The following is an 18,193-nucleotide window of genomic DNA, read 5'->3' as shown; positions in this document are numbered from 1 at the left end:
ACCCCCCTGCTGGCGACATCCCGAGACGTGAGTATACGCAGCCAGCCCAAGGGGAATGCGGGTTGCAGCCCGCTTGGCAGGAACGGGCACGCTGTTGTCCGTTATCGTCCCCTGGCCTTTTCCGGGCGCTTGTATAGTGCCTTGAACACCCTATCCCTCGGGATAATTGTTCCACCGCATCCGCTGGCCTAGGCTATTCGTGGCTGCGCGAATGCCCGTGCCCGTGCGAGGAAGCCATGATCCGAATAGGCAATGCCCTGGTGTCCCTGGAGCGCCGCGAAGTGTTGCTCGATGGTAAGCCCATGCTGCTGGGCGGGCGCGCGTTCGAGGTGCTGGCCACACTGATCAGGGCCAAGGGCCGGGTGGTCGACAAGGAAGAATTGTTCAGCCAGGTGTGGGCCGGCACCGTGGTCGAGGACAACAACCTGCAGGTCCAGGTGTCGTTGCTGCGCAAGGCATTTGGCGACCGTGGGCTGATTCAGACCGTACCTCGGCGTGGCTACCGGTTGGCGGCCGAGATAAGCTTTGCGGCCCCAGACCGGGCATTGGGGGCTTTGCCGTTGTGCGCAGGCGCCGACACCCTGGAGCCATCCGGCGAAAGTGCGGATGTGCCAGTGCTGGTGGTTGATGACGACCCATCGGTACGCACGGCGCTCGGCCGGCTGCTGCGCTCCCAGGGCATACCCCATCATCTGTTCGCCAGTGCCGAGGCGCTGTTCGAAGCCCGGCTGGAAACCCCTTACGCCTGCCTGTTGCTCGACATGCACCTGCCCGATATCACCGGCTTGCAAGTGCAGGAAACGCTGCGCCAGCTAGCGCTGCCCTGGCCGATCGTGTTCATGACCGGCTTTGGCACCATTGCGATGACCGTGCAGGCGATGCGCGCAGGCGCCGTGGAGTTCCTCACCAAGCCTTTTGACGAGGAGCAGTTACTGGCCCTGCTGGGGACGCTGCGGGTGCGTGCCGTGGCCGAAGGGCGCAAGTGGCGCCATGCCCGGCTCGTGGCGGAAAAGTACCAGCGCCTGACCCCGCGTGAGCGCCAAGTGTTCTCGCTGGTGGTCGACGGCCTGTCGCACAAGCAGATCGCCAGGCAGATCGGCACCAGTGAGGTGACCACCAAGGTGCACAAGAAGAGCATCATGAACAAGATGCAGTCGCGCTCATTGGTGGAGTTGGTGGCCATGCACAACGTGCTCGGCACACAGCAGGAGGGCATGGGCGGCGCATGAGCAGATGGGTATGCATCGTCGATGACGATGCTTCGGTGCGCAAGAGCCTGGCCAACCTGCTGCGTTCAGCCGGGTTCGAGACCCTGACCTTCGCTGGCGGTGCCCCGTTCCTGGCGTCTGACCGGGCGGGGCAGGCCGGTTGCGTGCTGCTCGATCTGAAGATGCCCGGCATGAGCGGGCTGCACGTGCAGCGTGAGCTGGCGCTTCGGCAATGGCCGATAGTGGTGATCTGCATGTCGGCGCACTGGGATGATGCCGCCATGCACGCGGCGACGCGGCTGGGGGCGCTGGAGTGCCTGGGCAAGCCGTTTTCTGAAGAGGTATTGCTGGCGGTGGTTGAACGGGCATTGGCTGGCCGCCAGTAGGGGTGGTGCAGGCCCTTGCCTGCAAGGCCACTGCGCAACCTAACTGCTCCCCGGCCGATACTGCAGGGCCTCGGCCAGATGCGCCCGGCCAATGGTCTCGCACCCCTCCAGGTCCGCCAGCGTTCGCGCTACCTTCAACAACCGGTGTGCCGCGCGCAGCGATAGCGTCAGCCGCTCGCAGGCATTTTCAAGCCAGACCTGGTCGGCGGCTTTCAAGGCACAATGCCGGCGTAAACCTTCGAGATCGAGGAAGGCATTCGCGCAGGCCTGACGCCCGTGTTGCAGCGCTCGGGCCTGTGCCACCTTCACAGCCACAGCGGCACTGGTTTCACCGCTAGGCTGGTTGTTCAGCGTGGTGCTTTCGCGGGCCACGGTCAGGTGCAGGTCGATGCGGTCCAGCAGTGGCCCGGACAGTTTGTTGCGGTAGCGGGCGATCTGCTCGGTGCTGCAGCGGCAACGGCCGGTCGGGTCGCCGAGGTAGCCGCACGGGCAGGGGTTCATGGCCGCCACCAGCTGAAAGCGCGCGGGAAAGCGTACCTTGTCGCGGGCCCGGGCAATCACGATTTCACCGGACTCCAACGGCTCGCGTAACACCTCCAGCACGCGGCGCTCGAATTCCGGCAGCTCGTCAAGGAACAGCACACCGTGGTGGGCGAGGGTGATTTCGCCAGGTTGCGGCCGGCTGCTGCCCCCCACCAGTGCCGGGCCGGAGGCGGAGTGGTGCGGGTGGCGAAAGGGGCGCTGCGGCCAGCTGCTCAGCGGTGCATGGCCGCTGACCGACTGGATCGCCGCCACTTCCAGCGCCTCGTGCTCGTCCAGTGGCGGCAGCAGCCCGGGCAGCCGGCTGGCGAGCAAGGTCTTGCCGGTGCCGGGCGGGCCGGTGAACAACAGGTTGTGCGCCCCGGCAGCTGCCAGCAGCAAGGCGCGCTTGGCCGCCAGTTGCCCTTGCACCTCACTCAGGTCCGGGTACGGCCGTTGCTGCAGGATCAAACCGTTGGCCGCATAAGGCGCCAGGGGCACCTGGCCGTTGAGGTGGGCAACCAGCTCCAGCAAGTGCCCCACGGCATACACCGCCAGGCCGCTGGCCAGGCTGGCCTCCTCGGCGTTTTCCCGTGGCACCACCAGCGCCCGGCCTGCTTCGCGGGCCGCGAGTGCCGCCGGCAATACCCCCTGCACCGGGCGCAACGTGCCAGACAGTGCCAGTTCGCCCAGGCATTCAAGCTCGGCAAGGGCCGCGGTTGGCAGTTGACCGTCGGCGGCGAGGATGCCCAAGGCAATGGCCAGGTCGTAGCGCCCGCCATCCTTGGGCAGGTCGGCGGGGGCGAGGTTCTGGGTGATGCGCCGTTGTGGGTAGTTCAACCCGGAATTGACGATGGCGCTGCGTACCCGGTCTTTGCTTTCCTTGACGGTGGTTTCCGGTAGGCCGACCAGGGTGAGGTGCGGCAGGCCATTGGTCAGGTGCGTTTCGACGCTGACCGCCGGTGCCTGTACGCCCACCTGGGCGCGGCTATGGACGAGGGCTAGGGACATGGACGCTCCGTTGTCGCGGGTGAAGGCCGCTTCCTGCGGTAGCGCACAGGATAGCCAGCGCTCCTGCTGCCGGCGCAAGAAGTGTGCGTCGTGGTTTTTCCGGGCAGGGATTTATCGCGGATTTTTACACCTCTGAGCAAAAGGTGGATCCAATATTCTTTGCGCAGGGGCCGGGTATGGCTTAGTGTTGTTGGGCAACTGCAGTTGCCATGGAATGGCACTGTCCCTTCTTCCAAATGGACTTGAGGAATTGCTCCGTGCAAACGCTCACCCACACTCACCAGGTAATCCGCGAACTGGTGCAGGCCCGCGCATTCGTTGAACTTACCCGTTTTTTCGACCGCCTCGAGGCGCAGTGGTATCAGGCGCCGCCCGGCGAGTTTCCGGCCTACCTGGCGGCCCTGGAAGGCCACATGTTCGCCGACCTCGACAACCAGGGCGACAAAGCCCCGAGCCAGGTGCTCAAAGCCTGGGTCGATGCCTGCCCCAAGGCTTACCACCCGCACGTGGTAATGGGCATGCACTGCTTCCACCGCGCTTGCCGGGTACAGGCTGATGGCCAACCCAACGCTGCGCGTGTGCTGGCCGTAGGGCAGATATGCGAAACCGCGACTGCGCACCTGCTGCAGGCCCTGGAGCGTTCGGCGCAACCGCTGGCAGCGGCCATCGGCATGCTGCGCGTCAGTGCGCAGTTGCGCGAGCCTGGCTGGTTGGCCGAGTTGTTCAACGGGCGGCCTGCGCGCTATCGGCCCAGTGCCCATGCCGATGTGGAGGTGCAGGAAGCCGCCGCGCCGCTGTTGGTCAGGCATGGGGTGCAACCGCTGGCGGAACTGCCAAGCAGCTTGCCCGCGTGCCTGGCCAAGCGGACCTACCAGGACACCCAGGACCCGCGTTACTACTGGCTCCGCCACGCACTGGGGCTGCGCCCCGGTTGCTTCGAAGCCATCCAGGCCCTGGCTATCTACCTGTTGCCGCGGTCGGGCGCCGGTGCCGATGCGCTTGAACTGTTGGCCAGCGGCCCGTTGTGCGCCGGTTGGGACGAGCGCCTGCGTAACGCCTTGCGCTGGATGGCCGTCGAAGAACAGCTGCTGTTGCCGGCTGCCGACCAGTTGCAGGCCGTGGCCACCTGGCAGCAGTTGTTCGACGCCTGGGCACAGCGCCCGCTGAGGCCAAGGGAGCGCGCAGTACTGCTGGCCTGGCGGGGGGCGTTGCGCTGTACTGCATTGCACGATCAGGCCGGCGCGATTGGCGACTTTGCCGCAAGCCTGGCATGCAATGCCGATCATGGAGCCATCGGGGCCATGGGCGAGCCGTTCCGTTGCCTGGCCGAGCTGATACTGCGCGACGGCCTGGCGGATGAGCAGCAGTTGCTGCGCCGCGCCCTCGAGCGCCTGTGCGACGGGCGCTGCCATGCGGGCGCCTGTGCCTTGCGCGCCGCAGGGCACTGCTTTGGTCTGTGGGGGCTGCCACGCTCGGCCGAGCAGGCCCGGGCATGGTCGCAGCGGGCGGTGAAACGCCAGCTGGCAGGCCATGCGCCGGGGTTCACGGTGCTTGCGGCGGCGCGCCTGCTGTTGGCTGCCAACCGCCATGAAGTGGCCGTCTACCTGTATGAGCGTTGTGCCGAACTGAACCTGCCGGGGGCAGCCCTTGGCTTGTATGACTTGTACTGTGGTGGCCAGGCGAACACCCCGCAGGAGTACATTGATCGCCAGGCCGCTGAACATTGGCTACGGCGCGCAGTGGCAGCGGGCAGCCGCCGGGCCAAATACAAGCTGGCGTGCCTGCGCATGAAGGGTGGCGAGGACCTCAGCGAGCGCAGCGCCATGCTGGCCGTCAGGCACCTGCTGGTCGACGCGCTGGGCGATTCCCAGACCAATGCCCGCGCGCGTTTGCATCTGGGCATCCTGTTGCGCCAGTTCGGCAACTCTCGGGAGCGGGCCGAGGCTGTGGCGTACCTGTTGAGCCTGGTCGAGCACCCTGACCTGGGAATTGCTGCACGCGCCAGTGCCGAGCTGGGACTGGCCTGGATGCAGGGGCGCGGCACCCGCAAGCAAAGCCGCTTTGCCGCCATCGAATGGGCCAACCGTGCGGCCAGCTTGCAGCCGGCAGACGCCACCATCGCGCGTATCCAGGCCCAGATACTCAACTCGCACAACCGGCTGAAAACAGTGTTCACACAATGTGGTGCAGCGCTGTTGCGCGGCACCCTGCATGCCAGTGAGCTACCGCCCAGGCCGCCTGAGCTGAACGCCCTGCGGGTTTCCGCCTGACGTGTGGCAGCAGCAGGGCTGGTTCAGTCCTGCTGGGCAGTAGGGGCCAGCCGCGCTTCCAGCTCTGCTACCTGTTGCTCCAGGGCCTCAAGGCGTGCACGGGTGCGCGCCAGCACGACCATCTGGCTGTCGAATTCGTCACGGCTGACCAAGTCCAGTTTGCTGAACGCCCCTTGCATCAGCACTTTGAACTGGCTTTCCAGTTCGGCGCGAGGCTGTGCGGTATCGCTGCTGAACAGGCGCGAGGCCTGGTCGCTCAGGGCATCGAGAAGGGCTTTGGGCGCGAGCATGGGGCTTTCCATTGAAACTGAGAAATGGCCAGCAGTGTAGCACGCACGCACATGGGCCTTTCTTTCACAGACGCTCGCGCGGCACTGCACGTTTTTCGAGCAGCAGCCCCCGCCTGCGCGCACCGAAACTGTGCATGATCTGCATGCTGGCGACTGGCCAATCCTGACTAAATCACATAACTCGCTGTTTTTCGTGGCTTTGGCGGAACTGGCAAGGTTTCTGCAAAGACCAGTTCGAGCCATGCACTGATGCAGTTCCTTGTGACCAGGCAGTGCGCACGCGGAGCCGGATGCCGACGACGCGTTACAAAGCCAACCGCTGCGCTTAGACTTGAGACGGGTTTGTTTTCCTGGGGCAAGTCCACCAAATCGGGAGAGAGTTTCATGAAGCTAGTCACAGCCATCATCAAGCCGTTCAAGCTGGACGACGTGCGCGAGTCACTGTCGGAAATCGGCGTGCAGGGTATCACCGTCACCGAAGTCAAAGGTTTCGGTCGCCAGAAGGGCCACACCGAGCTGTACCGCGGTGCTGAGTATGTGGTCGATTTCCTGCCCAAGGTGAAGATCGATGTCGCCATCGATGACAAGGACCTTGATCGGGTAATCGAAGCCATCACCAAGGCAGCCAACACCGGCAAGATCGGTGACGGCAAGATTTTCGTGGTGAATCTGGAGCAGGCGATCCGTATCCGTACCGGCGAAACCGATACCGACGCGATCTAAGCAACAACAAAGCCTCACCAAACCCAAAGCCCCAGGAGAAAACAACATGACTCTGCGTAAGATCGCAGGGCTAGGAGCCCTATTGTCCCTCGTAACCCCCGGGCTCGCCCTGGCAGAGGAAGCTGCCCCAGCGCTGAACTCCGGCGACACCGCCTGGATGCTGACCGCGACGGCGCTGGTGCTGTTCATGACCATTCCGGGCCTGGCCCTGTTCTATGGCGGCATGGTGCGTTCCAAGAACGTGCTGTCGGTGATGATGCAGTGCTTTGCAATCACCGGCCTGATGAGCATTCTCTGGGTCGTCTACGGCTACAGCATGGCCTTCGATACCGCCGGTATGGAAAAAGGCGTACTCAATTTCAATTCGTTCGTTGGCGGCTTCTCCAAGGCCTTCCTCAGCGGTGTCACGCCCGAGAGCCTGACTTCGGCCACTGCGCTGTTCCCTGAAGCGGTGTTCATCACCTTCCAGATGACCTTCGCCATCATCACCCCGGCGCTGATCGTCGGTGCCTTCGCCGAGCGCATGAAGTTCTCCGCGATGCTGGTGTTCATGGGTATCTGGTTCACCCTGGTATACGCGCCAATCGCGCACATGGTGTGGAGCGGTGACGGTGCACTGATGTGGGACTGGGGCGTACTGGACTTCGCTGGGGGCACCGTGGTGCACATCAACGCAGGTATCGCCGGCCTGGTCTGCTGCCTGGTACTGGGCAAGCGCAAAGGCTACCCGACCACCCCGATGGCGCCCCACAATCTGGGCTACACCCTGATGGGCGCGGCCATGCTGTGGATCGGCTGGTTCGGCTTCAACGCAGGTTCTGCTGCAGCGGCCAACGGCACCGCGGGCATGGCCATGCTGGTGACCCAGATCGCCACCGCCGCTGCGGCACTGGGCTGGATGTTCGCCGAGTGGATCGGCCACGGCAAGCCGAGCGCCCTGGGCATCGCGTCGGGTGTGGTTGCCGGCCTGGTCGCCATCACCCCGGCCGCGGGTACCGTGGGCCCCATGGGTGCCCTGGTAATCGGCCTGGCTTCGGGTGTGATCTGCTACTTCTGCGCCACCACCCTCAAGCGCAAGCTGGGCTATGACGACTCGCTGGACGCCTTCGGTGTTCACGGTGTGGGCGGCATCATCGGCGCCATCCTCACCGGCGTGTTCGCAGCCCCGGCACTGGGCGGCTTCGGTACTGTCACCGACATCGGCATGCAGGTCTGGGTACAGGCCAAAGGCGTGATCTTTACCGTGGTCTACACCGCCATCGCCACCTACGTGATTCTCAAGGTGCTGGACCTGGTGATGGGCCTGCGGGTCAACGAAGAAGAAGAGTCGGTCGGTCTCGACCTGGCTCAGCACAACGAGCGCGGCTACAACCTGTAACTGCGACGCGGTAAAAACTTGCCCGGCTTGCCGGGCATTTTTTTGCCAGATTTTTAACATTTCCCGCTCGGCAAACGGTTTATCCGGCACGTTCGCGACGTAGGCAAAAAACTTACAAGTCGTAGGGCATTTATGGTGCTTTGCTTTTTCTACCGGCACGCTAGAATGCGCGCCAAAGGGTGTTTGGCAAGCAGTCGGCGCACTTCAATCAGCCTTTGCTACGCTTGCCAATAGCGAGTGGCCAGCAGGGGCTAATGGATTTGTCAGGTTCTGCCAGGAGCAGGGCCTGCTGGGTACCGCCTCCCATCAGGAGCGCCGGCCCCAAGGGCAGTGGCCTAACCCACGGCCAGTTGAATTTTCACTGGTAGCTGCCGGTCTACGGCTGCACTGGTCTATAACTAACCTGCTTTTCGCAAGTCATGAGGTAGAACATGAGCGACGACGATCTGGAAAATGATGACCTCGAAGTAGGTGACGAAGACGAGGGCGATGAAGGCCTCGAAGCGGCGGCTGATGACGGCGTCGAAGACGCTGGCGATGACGACAGCAGCCCGGCACCCGCTGCCAAGGGCAAATCCAAGGCGGCAGTCTCGGTAGACGAGATGCCGAGCATGGAAGCCAAGCAGAAAGAGCGTGATGCACTGGCCAAGGCGATGGAAGAATTTCTGTCGCGCGGTGGCAAGGTGCAGGAAGTCGAGGCCAATGTGGTCGCCGACCCGCCCAAGAAGCCGGACAACAAGTACGGCAGCCGCCCTATCTGAGTGGCTGATCGTCAAAAAGCCCGCCGTCGCTGCGGGCTTTTTTGTGCCTGTGCCGGCCTGTTCGCGGGCAAGCCCGCTACCACAGGTCTTGGGACCTGCACGGTCCCTGTGGGAGCGGGCGTGCCCGCGAATGGGCCGCAAAGCGGCCCCTGTCAGCGCCAGCGTGCGAGCACGTCGGGCAGCTGCGACAGGCGCCGGATCTCGGCATCCGGGGCCTGCTCGCCAGCCCAGGCCTTGCCCTGCGGGTTGAACCAAACCGCGCGCAGCCCGGCGCGCTGGGCACCGGCAATGTCGTCAGCCGGGTGATCACCAATGTGCACCGCCGCACCGGCGTCCACCTCGCCACGCCGCAAGGCCTCCAAAAACGGCGCCGGGTCCGGCTTGCCAATGCCCAGGTCCTCGGCACACAGGGCAAAGCGGAAGTAATCCGCCAGCCCCAGCCGGCTGACGTCGGCATTGCCATTGGTGACAACGCCCAGGGTGTACTGATGCCGCAGGATCTCCAGCATTGGCTGCACCTCGGGGAAGATCTGCACCTGGTGGCGAGCATGCAGGAACACCTCGAAGCCTTCATTGGCCAGGTCCTGTGCGTGTTTCTCGCTGTAGCCGACCTCTTCCAGGGCATGGAACAGTACCCGCCGGCGCAGGGCACTGATGCGGTGTTTCAGGCCGGGCTCGGCCTGCACCAGGCGTTCGCGGATGGCGAACAGGTGTTCCACCGGCACCCCGCCCAGGAGGGGGGCGTTGGCTTCGAGCCAGTCGCGCAGCACGACTTCCGCACTGGCAATCACTGGCGCGGTGTCCCACAGGGTGTCGTCGAGGTCGAAGGTGATCAGCTTGATGCTCATGAGTCTGTGCCTTTGCTGCGTTTGGCCCGGGGGTGGGCGCTGTCGTACACCGCCGCCAGGTGCTGGAAGTCCAGATGGGTATAGATTTGCGTGGTGCTGATGTCGGCATGGCCGAGCATCTCTTGCACTGCGCGCAGGTCCTGGGACGATTCCAGCATATGGCTGGCGAAGGAATGACGGAGCATGTGCGGGTGCAGGTGTTGGCCCAGTTCACGTTCACCCACGGCCTTGACCCGCTGCTGTACGGTACGGGGGCTGATGCGGTTGCCCTGGCGGGTGATGAACACGGCGCGGTCGCGCGGGTTGCCGATGCCGCGCAGGCGGTACCATTCCTTCAGCGCTTCTCGGGCCTTGCGGCCGACCGGTAGCACCCGCGCCTTGCCGCCTTTGCCCAGTACCTGCACCAGGCCGGCGGCAAGGTCCAGGTGATCCAGGTCGAGGTTGGTCAGCTCAGACAGGCGCAGGCCCGAGGAATAGAACAGCTCCAGCATGGCCTGGTCACGGCGGGCAATGAAGTCGTCGTCCACGCCGCCATCGAGTAGCTGCAGCGCACGGTCGGTGTCCAGCACCTTGGGTAGCTTGCGCTCGCCCTTGGGGGCGCTCAAGCCGGCGGCAGGGTCGTGCTGGCACAGGCCTTCGCGGTTCAGGTAACGGTACAGGCCGCGTACAGCGGACAGCAGCCGCGCCAGGCTGCGCGAGGCCTGACCATGGTGATGCAGGCGGGCGACCAGCTGACGCAACTGCTGAATCTGCAGCGCTTGCCAGTCGGCAATACCGTGCTCCTTGCAATAGGCAATGACCTTGTCCAGGTCGCGACGGTAGCCCAGCAAGGTGTGCTCCGACACCTGGCGCTCACTGCGCAGGTGTGCGCAATAAGCCTCCAGCTGGCGTTCCATCAGCGTACCGAACGCAGGGTCTGGGTCACCCGTGGCACGACACGGCCGAGCACTTCGGCGATGTAGCCGAGGAACAGCGTGCCGACGCTGCTCTTGTAGTGTTGCGGGTCTCGGCTACCGATTGCCAGCACCCCATGCAACCCCTGGTACTCCAGCGCGGCCACGGCGCTGGAGCCGACCTCGCGGCGCTGTTCCTCGCCGAACAGGAAGGCCAGTTCATGTTCGCGCAGGTTGCCGCTGACCGTCTTGCCACCGCCCAACAGGGCACCGATGGCCTGTTGGGCCTCGGCATTGCTGACCCAGCGCCCCACGGGGGCAACGTTGTCACCGAACAGGATCAGGCTGACAAAGGGCACCTGAAACTCCTGGCGCAGGCTGTCTTCGACGGCCATGACCACTTCTTCCAGGCTACCGGCATCAAGCAGGTCGAGGATCAGCCGGCGCGTCTTGTCGAACAGCCGGTCGTTGTCGCGGGCCACGTCCATCAGTTGTGACAGGCGGTGGCGCATCTCGATGTTGCGGTCGCGCAGCAGCTTGAGCTGGCGCTCGACCAGCGACACGCTGTCGCCGCGCTGGTGCGGAATACGCTGTTCGATCAGCAACTCGTCGTGCTCGCTGAAGAAGGTAGGGTGGGCGCGCAGGTAGGCGACCACCGCCTCGGCATCGAGCTCGGCGGACTGCTGGGGTACAACCTTGGGCTGATCGGTCATGGCGGTTACTCGCTTAGAGACGAACCTGTCCTTCGTAGACGCGTACGGCCGGGCCGGTCATCACCACGGGCTTGCCGGGGCCGGCCCATTCGATGTGCAGGCGGCCACCTGGCAGGTCGAGGGTTACCGGGGAGTCCATCCAGCCCTGGCTGATCGCCGCCACGGCGGCGGCGCAGGCGCCGGTGCCGCAGGCCTGGGTTTCGCCCGCGCCGCGTTCCCACACGCGCAGGTTGGCCCGGTGGCGGTCGATGACCTGAAGGAAGCCGGCATTCACCCGCTGCGGGAAGCGTGGGTGGTTTTCGATCTTCGGGCCCAGTTCATGCACGGGGGCAGTACGCACGTCGTCGACACGCAGCACGGCATGCGGGTTACCCATGGACACGGCGGCAATCGAATGCAGCTGGCCGTCGACTTCCAGTGGGTAGTTCAGCGCCTGCGCGTCGGCGACGAAGGGGATTTCGGCAGGGGTGAAGCGCGGTGGGCCCATGTCGACACTCACCTGGCCGTCGTTTTGCACGTCCAGCACGATGATGCCGCTCTTGGTTTCCACGCGGATGCGTTTTTTCGCCGTCAGGCGCTTGTCCAGCACGAAACGGGCGAAGCAGCGCGCACCGTTGCCGCACTGCTCCACTTCGGAGCCGTCGGCATTGAAGATACGGTAGCGGAAGTCCACTTCCGGGTTGTTCGGCGCCTCGACGATCAGCAACTGGTCGAAGCCGATGCCGGTGTGGCGGTCACCCCATTGCTTGGCGTGCTTGGGCTGGATGTGGGCGTGCTGGCTGACCAGGTCCAGGACCATGAAGTCGTTGCCCAGCCCATGCATCTTGGTAAAACGCAGTAGCATGGGCTTACTCCGGCAGCAGGCTTTCGCCAGCGTACAGTTCGGCGATGGTCTCGCGGCGGCGTACTTTGAACGCCTGGTCACCGTCAACCAGGATTTCGGTGCATCTACCACGGGTGTTGTAGTTGGAGCTCATGACAAAACCATAGGCGCCCGCCGACTCGACAGCCAGCAAATCACCTTCGGCCAGGTCGAGGACACGGTCCTTGCCGAGGAAGTCGCCGGTCTCGCAGATCGGCCCGACCAGGTCATAGGCACGGCCTTCACCGCCACGCGGCTTGACCGCACTGACGCCCATCCAGGCCTGGTACAAGGCCGGGCGGATCAGGTCGTTCATCGCCGCATCGATGATGGCGAAGTCCTTGTGTTCGGTGTGCTTGAGGTATTCCACGCGGGTCAGCAACACGCCGGCATTGGCCACGATATAGCGGCCAGGCTCGAACACCAGGGCCAGGTCGCGGTCGCCAACGCGCTCGCGGATGGCCTTGATGTAGTCGGCCACCAACGGCGGCTGTTCGTCACGGTAGCGCACCCCGACCCCGCCGCCCAGGTCCAGGTGGCGCAGGTGAATGCCGCACTCGGCCAGGCGGTCGACCAGCACCAGCAGGCGGTCGAGCGCGTCGAGGAACGGGTCGATGGTGGTCAGCTGGGAGCCGATGTGGCAGTCGACACCGACCACTTCAAGGTTCGGCAACTGCGCCGCACGCACGTAGATGGCTTCGGCGTCGGCAATGGCGATGCCGAACTTGTTTTCTTTAAGGCCAGTGGAGATGTAAGGGTGGGTACCGGCGTCCACGTCCGGGTTGACCCGCAGCGATACCGGGGCAACCTTGCCCATTTCGGCGGCTACCACCTGCAGGCGCTCCAGCTCGTCAGTGGACTCCACGTTGAAGCAGTGCACACCCACTTCCAGGGCACGGCGCATGTCTTCGCGGGTTTTCCCCACGCCGGAGAACACCACGCGGTCAGCGCGGCCACCGGCCGCCAGCACACGCTCCAGCTCGCCGCCGGAGACAATGTCGAAACCTGCACCCAGGCGTGCCAGCACGTTCAGCACGCCGAGGTTGGAGTTGGCCTTGACCGCAAAGCACACCAGGTGCTCGGCGCCTTGCAGGGCGTCGGTGTAGCTGCGGTACTGGGCCTCGATGTGAGCGCGCGAGTACACGTAGGTAGGCGTGCCATGGCGTTCGGCGATGGCCGACAGGGCTACACCCTCCGCGAACAGCTCGCCGTCGCGGTAGTTGAAAGCGTTCATCTGGTTTCCTTTACTGCGCAGGCGACTGCTCGGGCTCGGGCTCGGGCTCGGACTCGGGCGCTGGCGGCTGCTCCTGAACCGCGGTCGGCTTGGCTTTCGACGAGTGCTGGTGCGACTTGTGCGCTTTAGCGTTATCGCCGTCGTCCGGCAGATACAGCGGGCCTTTCTGGCCGCAGGCCGAAACGAGGCAGGCAACAGCGACCAGCGCCGCGAAGGAGGAAATCAGGCGCTTCATGGGTGAAATCCTTAGAAAATGCAGTATTGCGCCCGAGTATACCGAGCGACCGGCGGCTTGCCTATGCAAGGGCCGGTCCGCCGGGCGGGCAGCAGACGCGGCAAGCTTCAAGCTTCAAGCGGCAAGAAAAAGCGATCGGGTGTAGGCTGGGCTTTTTCTTGCGGCTTGTAGCTAGCAGCTTGCGGCTGGCGCGTTGCGCCCGTATCTTCCCCGGCTTGCCTGTAATGCCGCCAATTTCGAGGTTCCTGCAATGAGTTTGAGTGAAGCGCGTTTCCACGATCTGGTCGACGCGACCCAACAGGCCCTGGAAGACCTGTTCGACGAGAGCGGCCTGGACCTGGACATGGAGAATTCCGCTGGCGTGCTCACCGTCAAGTTCGAAGGCGGCGCCCAGCTGATCTTCAGCCGTCAGGAGCCGCTGCGCCAACTGTGGCTGGCTGACCGTTCCGGTGGTTTCCACTTCGACTACGACGAAGAGAGTAATAAGTGGGTCTGCGAAAAGAGCGAAGAGCTGCTGGGCGAAATGCTCGAGCGCATCGTCTGGGAGCGGGCTGGCGAGAAGCTGGACTTCGACGAGATCTGACATGAGCAGCGCCCAGCCACGGCCACCCAAGCCGTTGTACAGCAACGTCAGCCCCGCGGTGCCATCACCCTGCATCAGCGTCTGCCGGCTCGACGAGCAGCGTGTCTGCACCGGTTGCCACCGGCATGTCGAGCATATTCGCGAGTGGCGCTCGGCCGATGACGAGCGGCGCCGGCAGATCTGCCGCGAGGCACAGGTCCTGCGTGCGCAGGCAAAGGCACACTGACCGCAGGGGCTTGAGTATTTGCCCGTCTGTGGTAGTGTCGGGTTCTGCGTCGATGACGCCAAAGCCTTTTTAAACCCCGCCCTTGGGCGGGGTTTTGCTTTATCTGTGCATTGAAAATTGCCTGTTCAAAGGAGTCTGACTGGATCATGAGCACCAAGCCTTCCCTTATCCTCACCCGATTGGACGTACAGCGTCTGGAGCGTCTGATCGAGAACCTCGACGAGAGTACGCCGGGTGTGTTCGCCCTGCAGGAGGAGCTGGACCGTGCCGCACAGGTCGTCGGTCATGAGGAAGTACCCGCAGGCGTGGTGACCATGAACTCGCGCGTGCACTGCCGTGAGGAAGCCAGCGGCAAGGACTACCACCTGACCCTGGTGTACCCGAAGGATGCCGGGGCGGAAGGCAAGGTTTCGGTGCTGGCGCCAATTGGCTGCGCTTTGCTGGGGTTGTCGGTGGGTGAACAGATCGACTGGCCGGCGCCGGGGGGCAAAACCCTCAAGCTGAAACTGCTGGAAGTCGAGTACCAGCCTGAAGCGGCGGGTGATTTCGACCTCTGAGGCCTGGGCCGCCATGCGGCCCATGTTGGAGCAGCCCGGTCATTGGCACAGCACCTGCTCCAACCCCTCGTTCAATGCCTGCTCCAGCACCCGCTTGTAGCTCAGGTAAACCTGCGTTGCCCCCAGCCGGTCATCCAGCAGCTCGGACAAATCCAGGTCGGTGATATAGCACCGGTACTTCCCGGCCCCGCGCCGCTGGCCAATGATCTGCCGCGCCACTACCGCATACAGCTGCGGCCCATGCTCCAGCTCGGAAAACTCCTGCTGGTCGCAGTACAGTGTCACATGCGCAGCACCCCCTACACCGGCCTGGATGATGGCCTGCACTTCATAGTAAGGCTGGTGACTGCCCTCCTGCGGCGCCACGCGCGGTTCGATGCTGCGGGCCTTGCCCGGGCCACCAGGCAGTAGCTGCGCGTACTGAATATCCAGGGCCGCCTGCCCAAGGTCATCCAGCGGCAGGCGAGCCTCGCGGCGCATCACCACCGAGCGCAAAAAGCGCTGCAGCGGCAACAGCAGGTGCGCCTCGTCATGCAGCGGCAGGCGCTGTTGCCATAACGCGTTGCATTCATCCAGCACATACAGCTCGGCCCATTCGTCCTGCAGGCGGTAGAACACCTGAATGCACGCCGGCCGGCCCTGCTCCAGCACCAGGCGCAGGTCGTGATCTTGCAGGGCGTTGGCGTCCAGGTACAACGGGCTGTAGACGCTGCGTTCTTCGCCCAGGTAGGCCAGCAGGGCATCGTGCTCGGCCAGGGTGCTCAGGCTGACATGCCCCGGTTGCAGCTCCAGCACATGGGTGTGTTGGGCGACCTGTAGCAGGTAGCGGTGCTGCAGGCCCTGGGCTTGCAACAGCTGCACGGTGTCGAAGATCTCTTCCACCCGTTGGCTGATGGCCTGTGCGCGGCTCGGGCAGAAGCAATGCACCCGTACCCGCGGCCGGTGGCCATGCGCCAACGGGCTGTTGAGAAAGTCACGCAGGCAGCGCACCAGCGCGTGTTCGCCGTCAAAGCGCTGAACCAGCACTTCGTTCCAGCTGTTCAGGGTGACCTGGTCCAAGGTCAGCACCAGGTTCTCCCGCACCCCGGCATAGCTCAGTGAGTCGGTGCGCTCGGTGGTCATCAGGATGTTCAGGTCGCGGTGGTGGCGCAGTGGGTCGATGGCCACGTTGACCAGTAGCAGCACTTCATCGGCAACGCTGGGTTGCAGCAGGCGCACCTCACTCACGGTCGGCAAGGGCAGGGGGATGCATTGCTGCAGGCAACCGAGCAGGTTGACCAGCTCGAACTCGCTCAGGTCACTGACACCTGGGTGCAGCGCCAAGCGCGTGCCGCTGTCGATGACCCCGTTGCGATGGGCCCAGGCCAGCAGCTCCAGCAGCTCGCGGCAGCGTTTTATCGGGTTGAAGTACTCGACGTCATGAGAGTTCAGGTTGCCGCTGTACAGTTCCCAGTGGTAGTTACCTGGTTCCTTGCGGTTAGGTAACTGAACCAGGGTGAGGGTGTCTTCGGCGAGGTCCGGAGCGATACCCGGGTTGATCACCTCGACCTTGCCGGCACGGCGCTCGAAGGCCGCATACAGGCGCCTGCCCAGTACGTTGAGCTCGCGTTGGTCGGCACGGCTGCTGGCGTTCCGGGTGCGTGCGAACTGGCCAAGGAAGCGATAGCTGTGGTTCAGCTCGGCCACCAGTTCGCGGCGCTCCACGGCAACCTGCTGGACTTTCCATTGGCTGCGGCTGTCCAGTATCGCCAGCTGGCGCTCATCCCATCCCCACTGGTCAGCCAGGCGCTGAAGCAAACGGCGCTGCCAGCCATTGCTACGGTTCTGGTCGCTGAGCTTCTTGTTCACCTTCAGGTACAGGCTGCGCCGTACCCGCTCCAGGCGCACAGGCTCGCCCTTTTGCAGCAAGTAGCGTTCGATGCGCCGGTAGACCATGACATACGGGTCCAGCTCGTCCAGGTCCAGCTGGTTGGCGAACACTGCCTGCTTGTAGTCCAGGCTCAGGCAGCGCACGCCAGGGTATTCACTGGCGTAGGCCTCGGTCAGCAGCAGTTTGAGCAGCGACTTGTAGGGTGAGTCGATGCCTTTGAACAGTTGCCACAGGCCGGCACCAATGAACTCGCCGGGCGGAATGTGCGCCAGGTTGCCCAGGTCGAGCACATCCTGGCTGCGGATAAAACGCTTGGCCAGCAGGGTCTGGGTATAGGCCTTGTAATTGCCTTCTTCGTAGACCGGCACCAGCCACCACAGCGGCGTACGCCCGGCCAGCCACACGGTTGTGCGGTAGAACTCGTCCAGCAGCAGGTAATGCTGGGTAGTCCCGCAATTGTCCGAGCCAAGCTGACCATCACGCTGGCCCTGGGCAAACCCTTGGGTGTCGATCAGGAAAAAGTGTGCCTCCGCGCCCAGGCTGGCCGCCCAGGTTTCCAGCAGTTGGCACTTGCGGCGCAGCTCTTCGAGCAACGGCTCGGGCAAGCCGGGGGCGTGGCATACCCATACGTCCATGTCGCTGTGCTCGGCCTGCGCCAGCGAGCCCAGGCTGCCCATCAGGAACAGGCCGTGTATCGGCCGTGGCGGGTTGCCGTGCTGGGCCTTGTAGGTGAATGAGCGGGCCAGGCGCTGGGCTTCTGCGACCAGCTCGCTACTGGGCTCGTAGCCCGAGACGCCTGCGGGGGTGCTGCCCGAGACGTAACCCGGCAATAGCGGGTGGTTCACGTGAAACAGCAAGGGCAACAGCAGCAGCACTTGTTGCTGACGTGTCGACAGGCCCTCGATTGCCCGCTGCAGCCGAGCCTGGTTCAGGTGCAGGAAACGCGCGCGCAGTGTCGCCAGGACTTTGCGGTCGATACCTTGGTCCAGGTCGGGGCGGATTTCGTGGGGGTGGTTCATTGCGCGCTCGGGCAGGCCAGTGAAGCTGTGGCGAGTTTAGCCTGAGTAACAGGGGCGGATAAGCGCTAATTGGAAGATTGGCGCCATTTTTCCAGCGCGCCGGCCGGTTCCGGCTTTTGCCGTGCATGAGGCATCATGAGCACATTGAGCTGATGAAGAGATTATCCGATGCGTGTATGGATCGATGCCGATGCCTGCCCCAAGGCAGCCAAGGATCTGATCGTCAAGTTCGCCCTCAAGCGCAAGTTCGAGGTGGTGATGGTGGCGGGCCAGGCAGTGGCCAGGCCTGCGTTTGCGGTCGTGCGGTTGATCGTGGTGCCCAGTGGCATGGATGCGGCCGACGATTATCTGGTCGAGCATGCCGTGCCGGGCGAGCTGGTGATCTGTAGTGACGTGCCGTTGGCCGACCGCCTGGTCAAGAAGGGCGTGGCAGTGCTGGACCCACGCGGGCGCGAGTTCGACGAGCGCAACATGGGTGATCGGCTGGCCGCGCGCAACCTGTTCACCGATTTGCGCGAGCAGGGCCAGGTCGGGGGAGGGCAGGCGGCTTATGGGGAGCGCGACAAGCAGGCGTTCGCCAATGCGCTGGACCGGATCATTTCGCGAC

19 protein-coding genes are annotated in these 18,193 nt (G+C 64.1%); 10 read left to right on the top strand and 9 right to left on the bottom strand.

Annotation, left to right across the window (positions count from 1 at the left end; genetic code table 11):
* The first annotated feature begins 236 nt into the window (after positions 1-236).
* Positions 237-1,229: a response regulator gene (locus tag GYA94_RS16580; RefSeq protein WP_110678600.1), complete on the top strand. Its 993-nt coding sequence runs from the start codon at positions 237-239 to the stop codon at positions 1,227-1,229.
* The gene (locus tag GYA94_RS16575; protein ID WP_110678598.1) at positions 1,226-1,594 is read left to right on the top strand and encodes a response regulator; all 369 of its coding nucleotides are present in this window, start codon (positions 1,226-1,228) and stop codon (positions 1,592-1,594) included. The genes GYA94_RS16580 and GYA94_RS16575 overlap by 4 nt, the downstream gene beginning before the upstream one ends.
* 39 nt (positions 1,595-1,633) lie before the next feature.
* On the opposite strand, the gene GYA94_RS16570 is transcribed toward GYA94_RS16575, so the two are convergent.
* Entirely contained in the window at positions 1,634-3,124 is a 1,491-nt protein-coding gene (locus GYA94_RS16570) for a YifB family Mg chelatase-like AAA ATPase (protein ID WP_144189505.1), read from the bottom strand.
* 257 nt (positions 3,125-3,381) lie between these two features.
* On the opposite strand from GYA94_RS16570, the gene GYA94_RS16565 reads away from it, so the two are divergent.
* Entirely contained in the window at positions 3,382-5,394 is a 2,013-nt protein-coding gene (locus GYA94_RS16565) for a DUF4034 domain-containing protein (RefSeq protein ID WP_110678587.1), read from the top strand.
* Positions 5,395-5,417: 23 nt separating this feature from the next.
* Here the strand turns inward: GYA94_RS16565 and GYA94_RS16560 are convergent, their stop codons facing one another.
* The gene (locus GYA94_RS16560; RefSeq protein WP_009681642.1) at positions 5,418-5,684 is read right to left on the bottom strand and encodes an accessory factor UbiK family protein; all 267 of its coding nucleotides are present in this window, start codon (positions 5,682-5,684) and stop codon (positions 5,418-5,420) included.
* Positions 5,685-6,068: 384 nt separating this feature from the next.
* Between GYA94_RS16560 and glnK the strand changes: the two genes are divergently transcribed.
* The 3 genes from glnK to sutA all read left to right on the top strand — a co-directional run bounded on the left by glnK (position 6,069) and on the right by sutA (position 8,546).
* The gene (gene glnK / locus GYA94_RS16555) at positions 6,069-6,407 is read left to right on the top strand and encodes a P-II family nitrogen regulator (RefSeq protein ID WP_002555808.1); all 339 of its coding nucleotides are present in this window, start codon (positions 6,069-6,071) and stop codon (positions 6,405-6,407) included.
* A gap of 46 nt (positions 6,408-6,453) precedes the next feature.
* Positions 6,454-7,785 carry an ammonium transporter gene (locus GYA94_RS16550; RefSeq protein ID WP_110678584.1) on the top strand — a complete coding sequence of 444 codons (1,332 nt, stop codon included), beginning with the start codon at positions 6,454-6,456 and terminating at the stop codon, positions 7,783-7,785.
* 431 nt (positions 7,786-8,216) lie between these two features.
* The gene (sutA, locus tag GYA94_RS16545) at positions 8,217-8,546 is read left to right on the top strand and encodes a dormancy-specific transcriptional regulator SutA (RefSeq protein WP_009681644.1); all 330 of its coding nucleotides are present in this window, start codon (positions 8,217-8,219) and stop codon (positions 8,544-8,546) included.
* A 152-nt stretch (positions 8,547-8,698) separates the two neighbouring features.
* Here sutA and GYA94_RS16540 read toward each other — a convergent pair whose 3' ends face one another.
* From GYA94_RS16540 to lptM, 6 genes are read right to left on the bottom strand one after another with little or no spacing between them, the layout of a single operon-like run.
* A complete protein-coding gene (locus tag GYA94_RS16540; protein ID WP_009681645.1) occupies positions 8,699-9,394 on the bottom strand; it encodes an HAD family hydrolase in 696 nt (231 codons plus the stop codon).
* Positions 9,391-10,290, bottom strand: a complete 900-nt coding sequence (gene xerC, locus GYA94_RS16535; RefSeq protein WP_110678582.1) for a tyrosine recombinase XerC — start codon at positions 10,288-10,290, stop codon at positions 9,391-9,393. The genes GYA94_RS16540 and xerC overlap by 4 nt, the downstream gene beginning before the upstream one ends.
* Entirely contained in the window at positions 10,290-11,000 is a 711-nt protein-coding gene (locus tag GYA94_RS16530; RefSeq protein WP_009681647.1) for a DUF484 family protein, read from the bottom strand. The genes xerC and GYA94_RS16530 overlap by 1 nt, the downstream gene beginning before the upstream one ends.
* Before the next feature lie 13 nt (positions 11,001-11,013).
* A complete protein-coding gene (dapF, locus tag GYA94_RS16525; protein WP_161892729.1) occupies positions 11,014-11,844 on the bottom strand; it encodes a diaminopimelate epimerase in 831 nt (276 codons plus the stop codon).
* A gap of 4 nt (positions 11,845-11,848) precedes the next feature.
* Positions 11,849-13,096: a diaminopimelate decarboxylase gene (gene lysA, locus GYA94_RS16520; RefSeq protein WP_161892728.1), complete on the bottom strand. Its 1,248-nt coding sequence runs from the start codon at positions 13,094-13,096 to the stop codon at positions 11,849-11,851.
* Positions 13,097-13,106: 10 nt separating this feature from the next.
* Positions 13,107-13,331 (bottom strand): LPS translocon maturation chaperone LptM, encoded by a 225-nt coding sequence (gene lptM, locus GYA94_RS16515; RefSeq protein ID WP_161892727.1) that lies wholly within the window; start codon positions 13,329-13,331, stop codon positions 13,107-13,109.
* A gap of 250 nt (positions 13,332-13,581) precedes the next feature.
* On the opposite strand from lptM, the gene cyaY reads away from it, so the two are divergent.
* From cyaY to rnk, 3 genes are all read left to right on the top strand, one after another.
* The gene (cyaY, locus tag GYA94_RS16510; RefSeq protein WP_029887574.1) at positions 13,582-13,914 is read left to right on the top strand and encodes an iron donor protein CyaY; all 333 of its coding nucleotides are present in this window, start codon (positions 13,582-13,584) and stop codon (positions 13,912-13,914) included.
* Between the two features lies 1 nt (position 13,915).
* Entirely contained in the window at positions 13,916-14,140 is a 225-nt protein-coding gene (locus tag GYA94_RS16505) for a DUF1289 domain-containing protein (RefSeq protein ID WP_009681652.1), read from the top strand.
* A 146-nt stretch (positions 14,141-14,286) separates the two neighbouring features.
* A complete protein-coding gene (gene rnk / locus GYA94_RS16500; protein WP_110678576.1) occupies positions 14,287-14,697 on the top strand; it encodes a nucleoside diphosphate kinase regulator in 411 nt (136 codons plus the stop codon).
* 39 nt (positions 14,698-14,736) lie between these two features.
* Here rnk and GYA94_RS16495 read toward each other — a convergent pair whose 3' ends face one another.
* The gene (locus tag GYA94_RS16495; RefSeq protein ID WP_161892726.1) at positions 14,737-17,586 is read right to left on the bottom strand and encodes a class I adenylate cyclase; all 2,850 of its coding nucleotides are present in this window, start codon (positions 17,584-17,586) and stop codon (positions 14,737-14,739) included.
* A gap of 168 nt (positions 17,587-17,754) precedes the next feature.
* Between GYA94_RS16495 and GYA94_RS16490 the strand changes: the two genes are divergently transcribed.
* The coding region (locus tag GYA94_RS16490; protein WP_161892725.1) for a YaiI/YqxD family protein at positions 17,755-18,193 on the top strand (439 nt) is incomplete at its 3' end.

The sequence above is a fragment of the Pseudomonas juntendi genome (assembly GCF_009932375.1).
GTDB classification, from domain to species: Bacteria; Pseudomonadota; Gammaproteobacteria; order Pseudomonadales; family Pseudomonadaceae; genus Aquipseudomonas; species Aquipseudomonas juntendi.
This window is presented reverse-complemented; position numbering and strand designations above follow the sequence as displayed.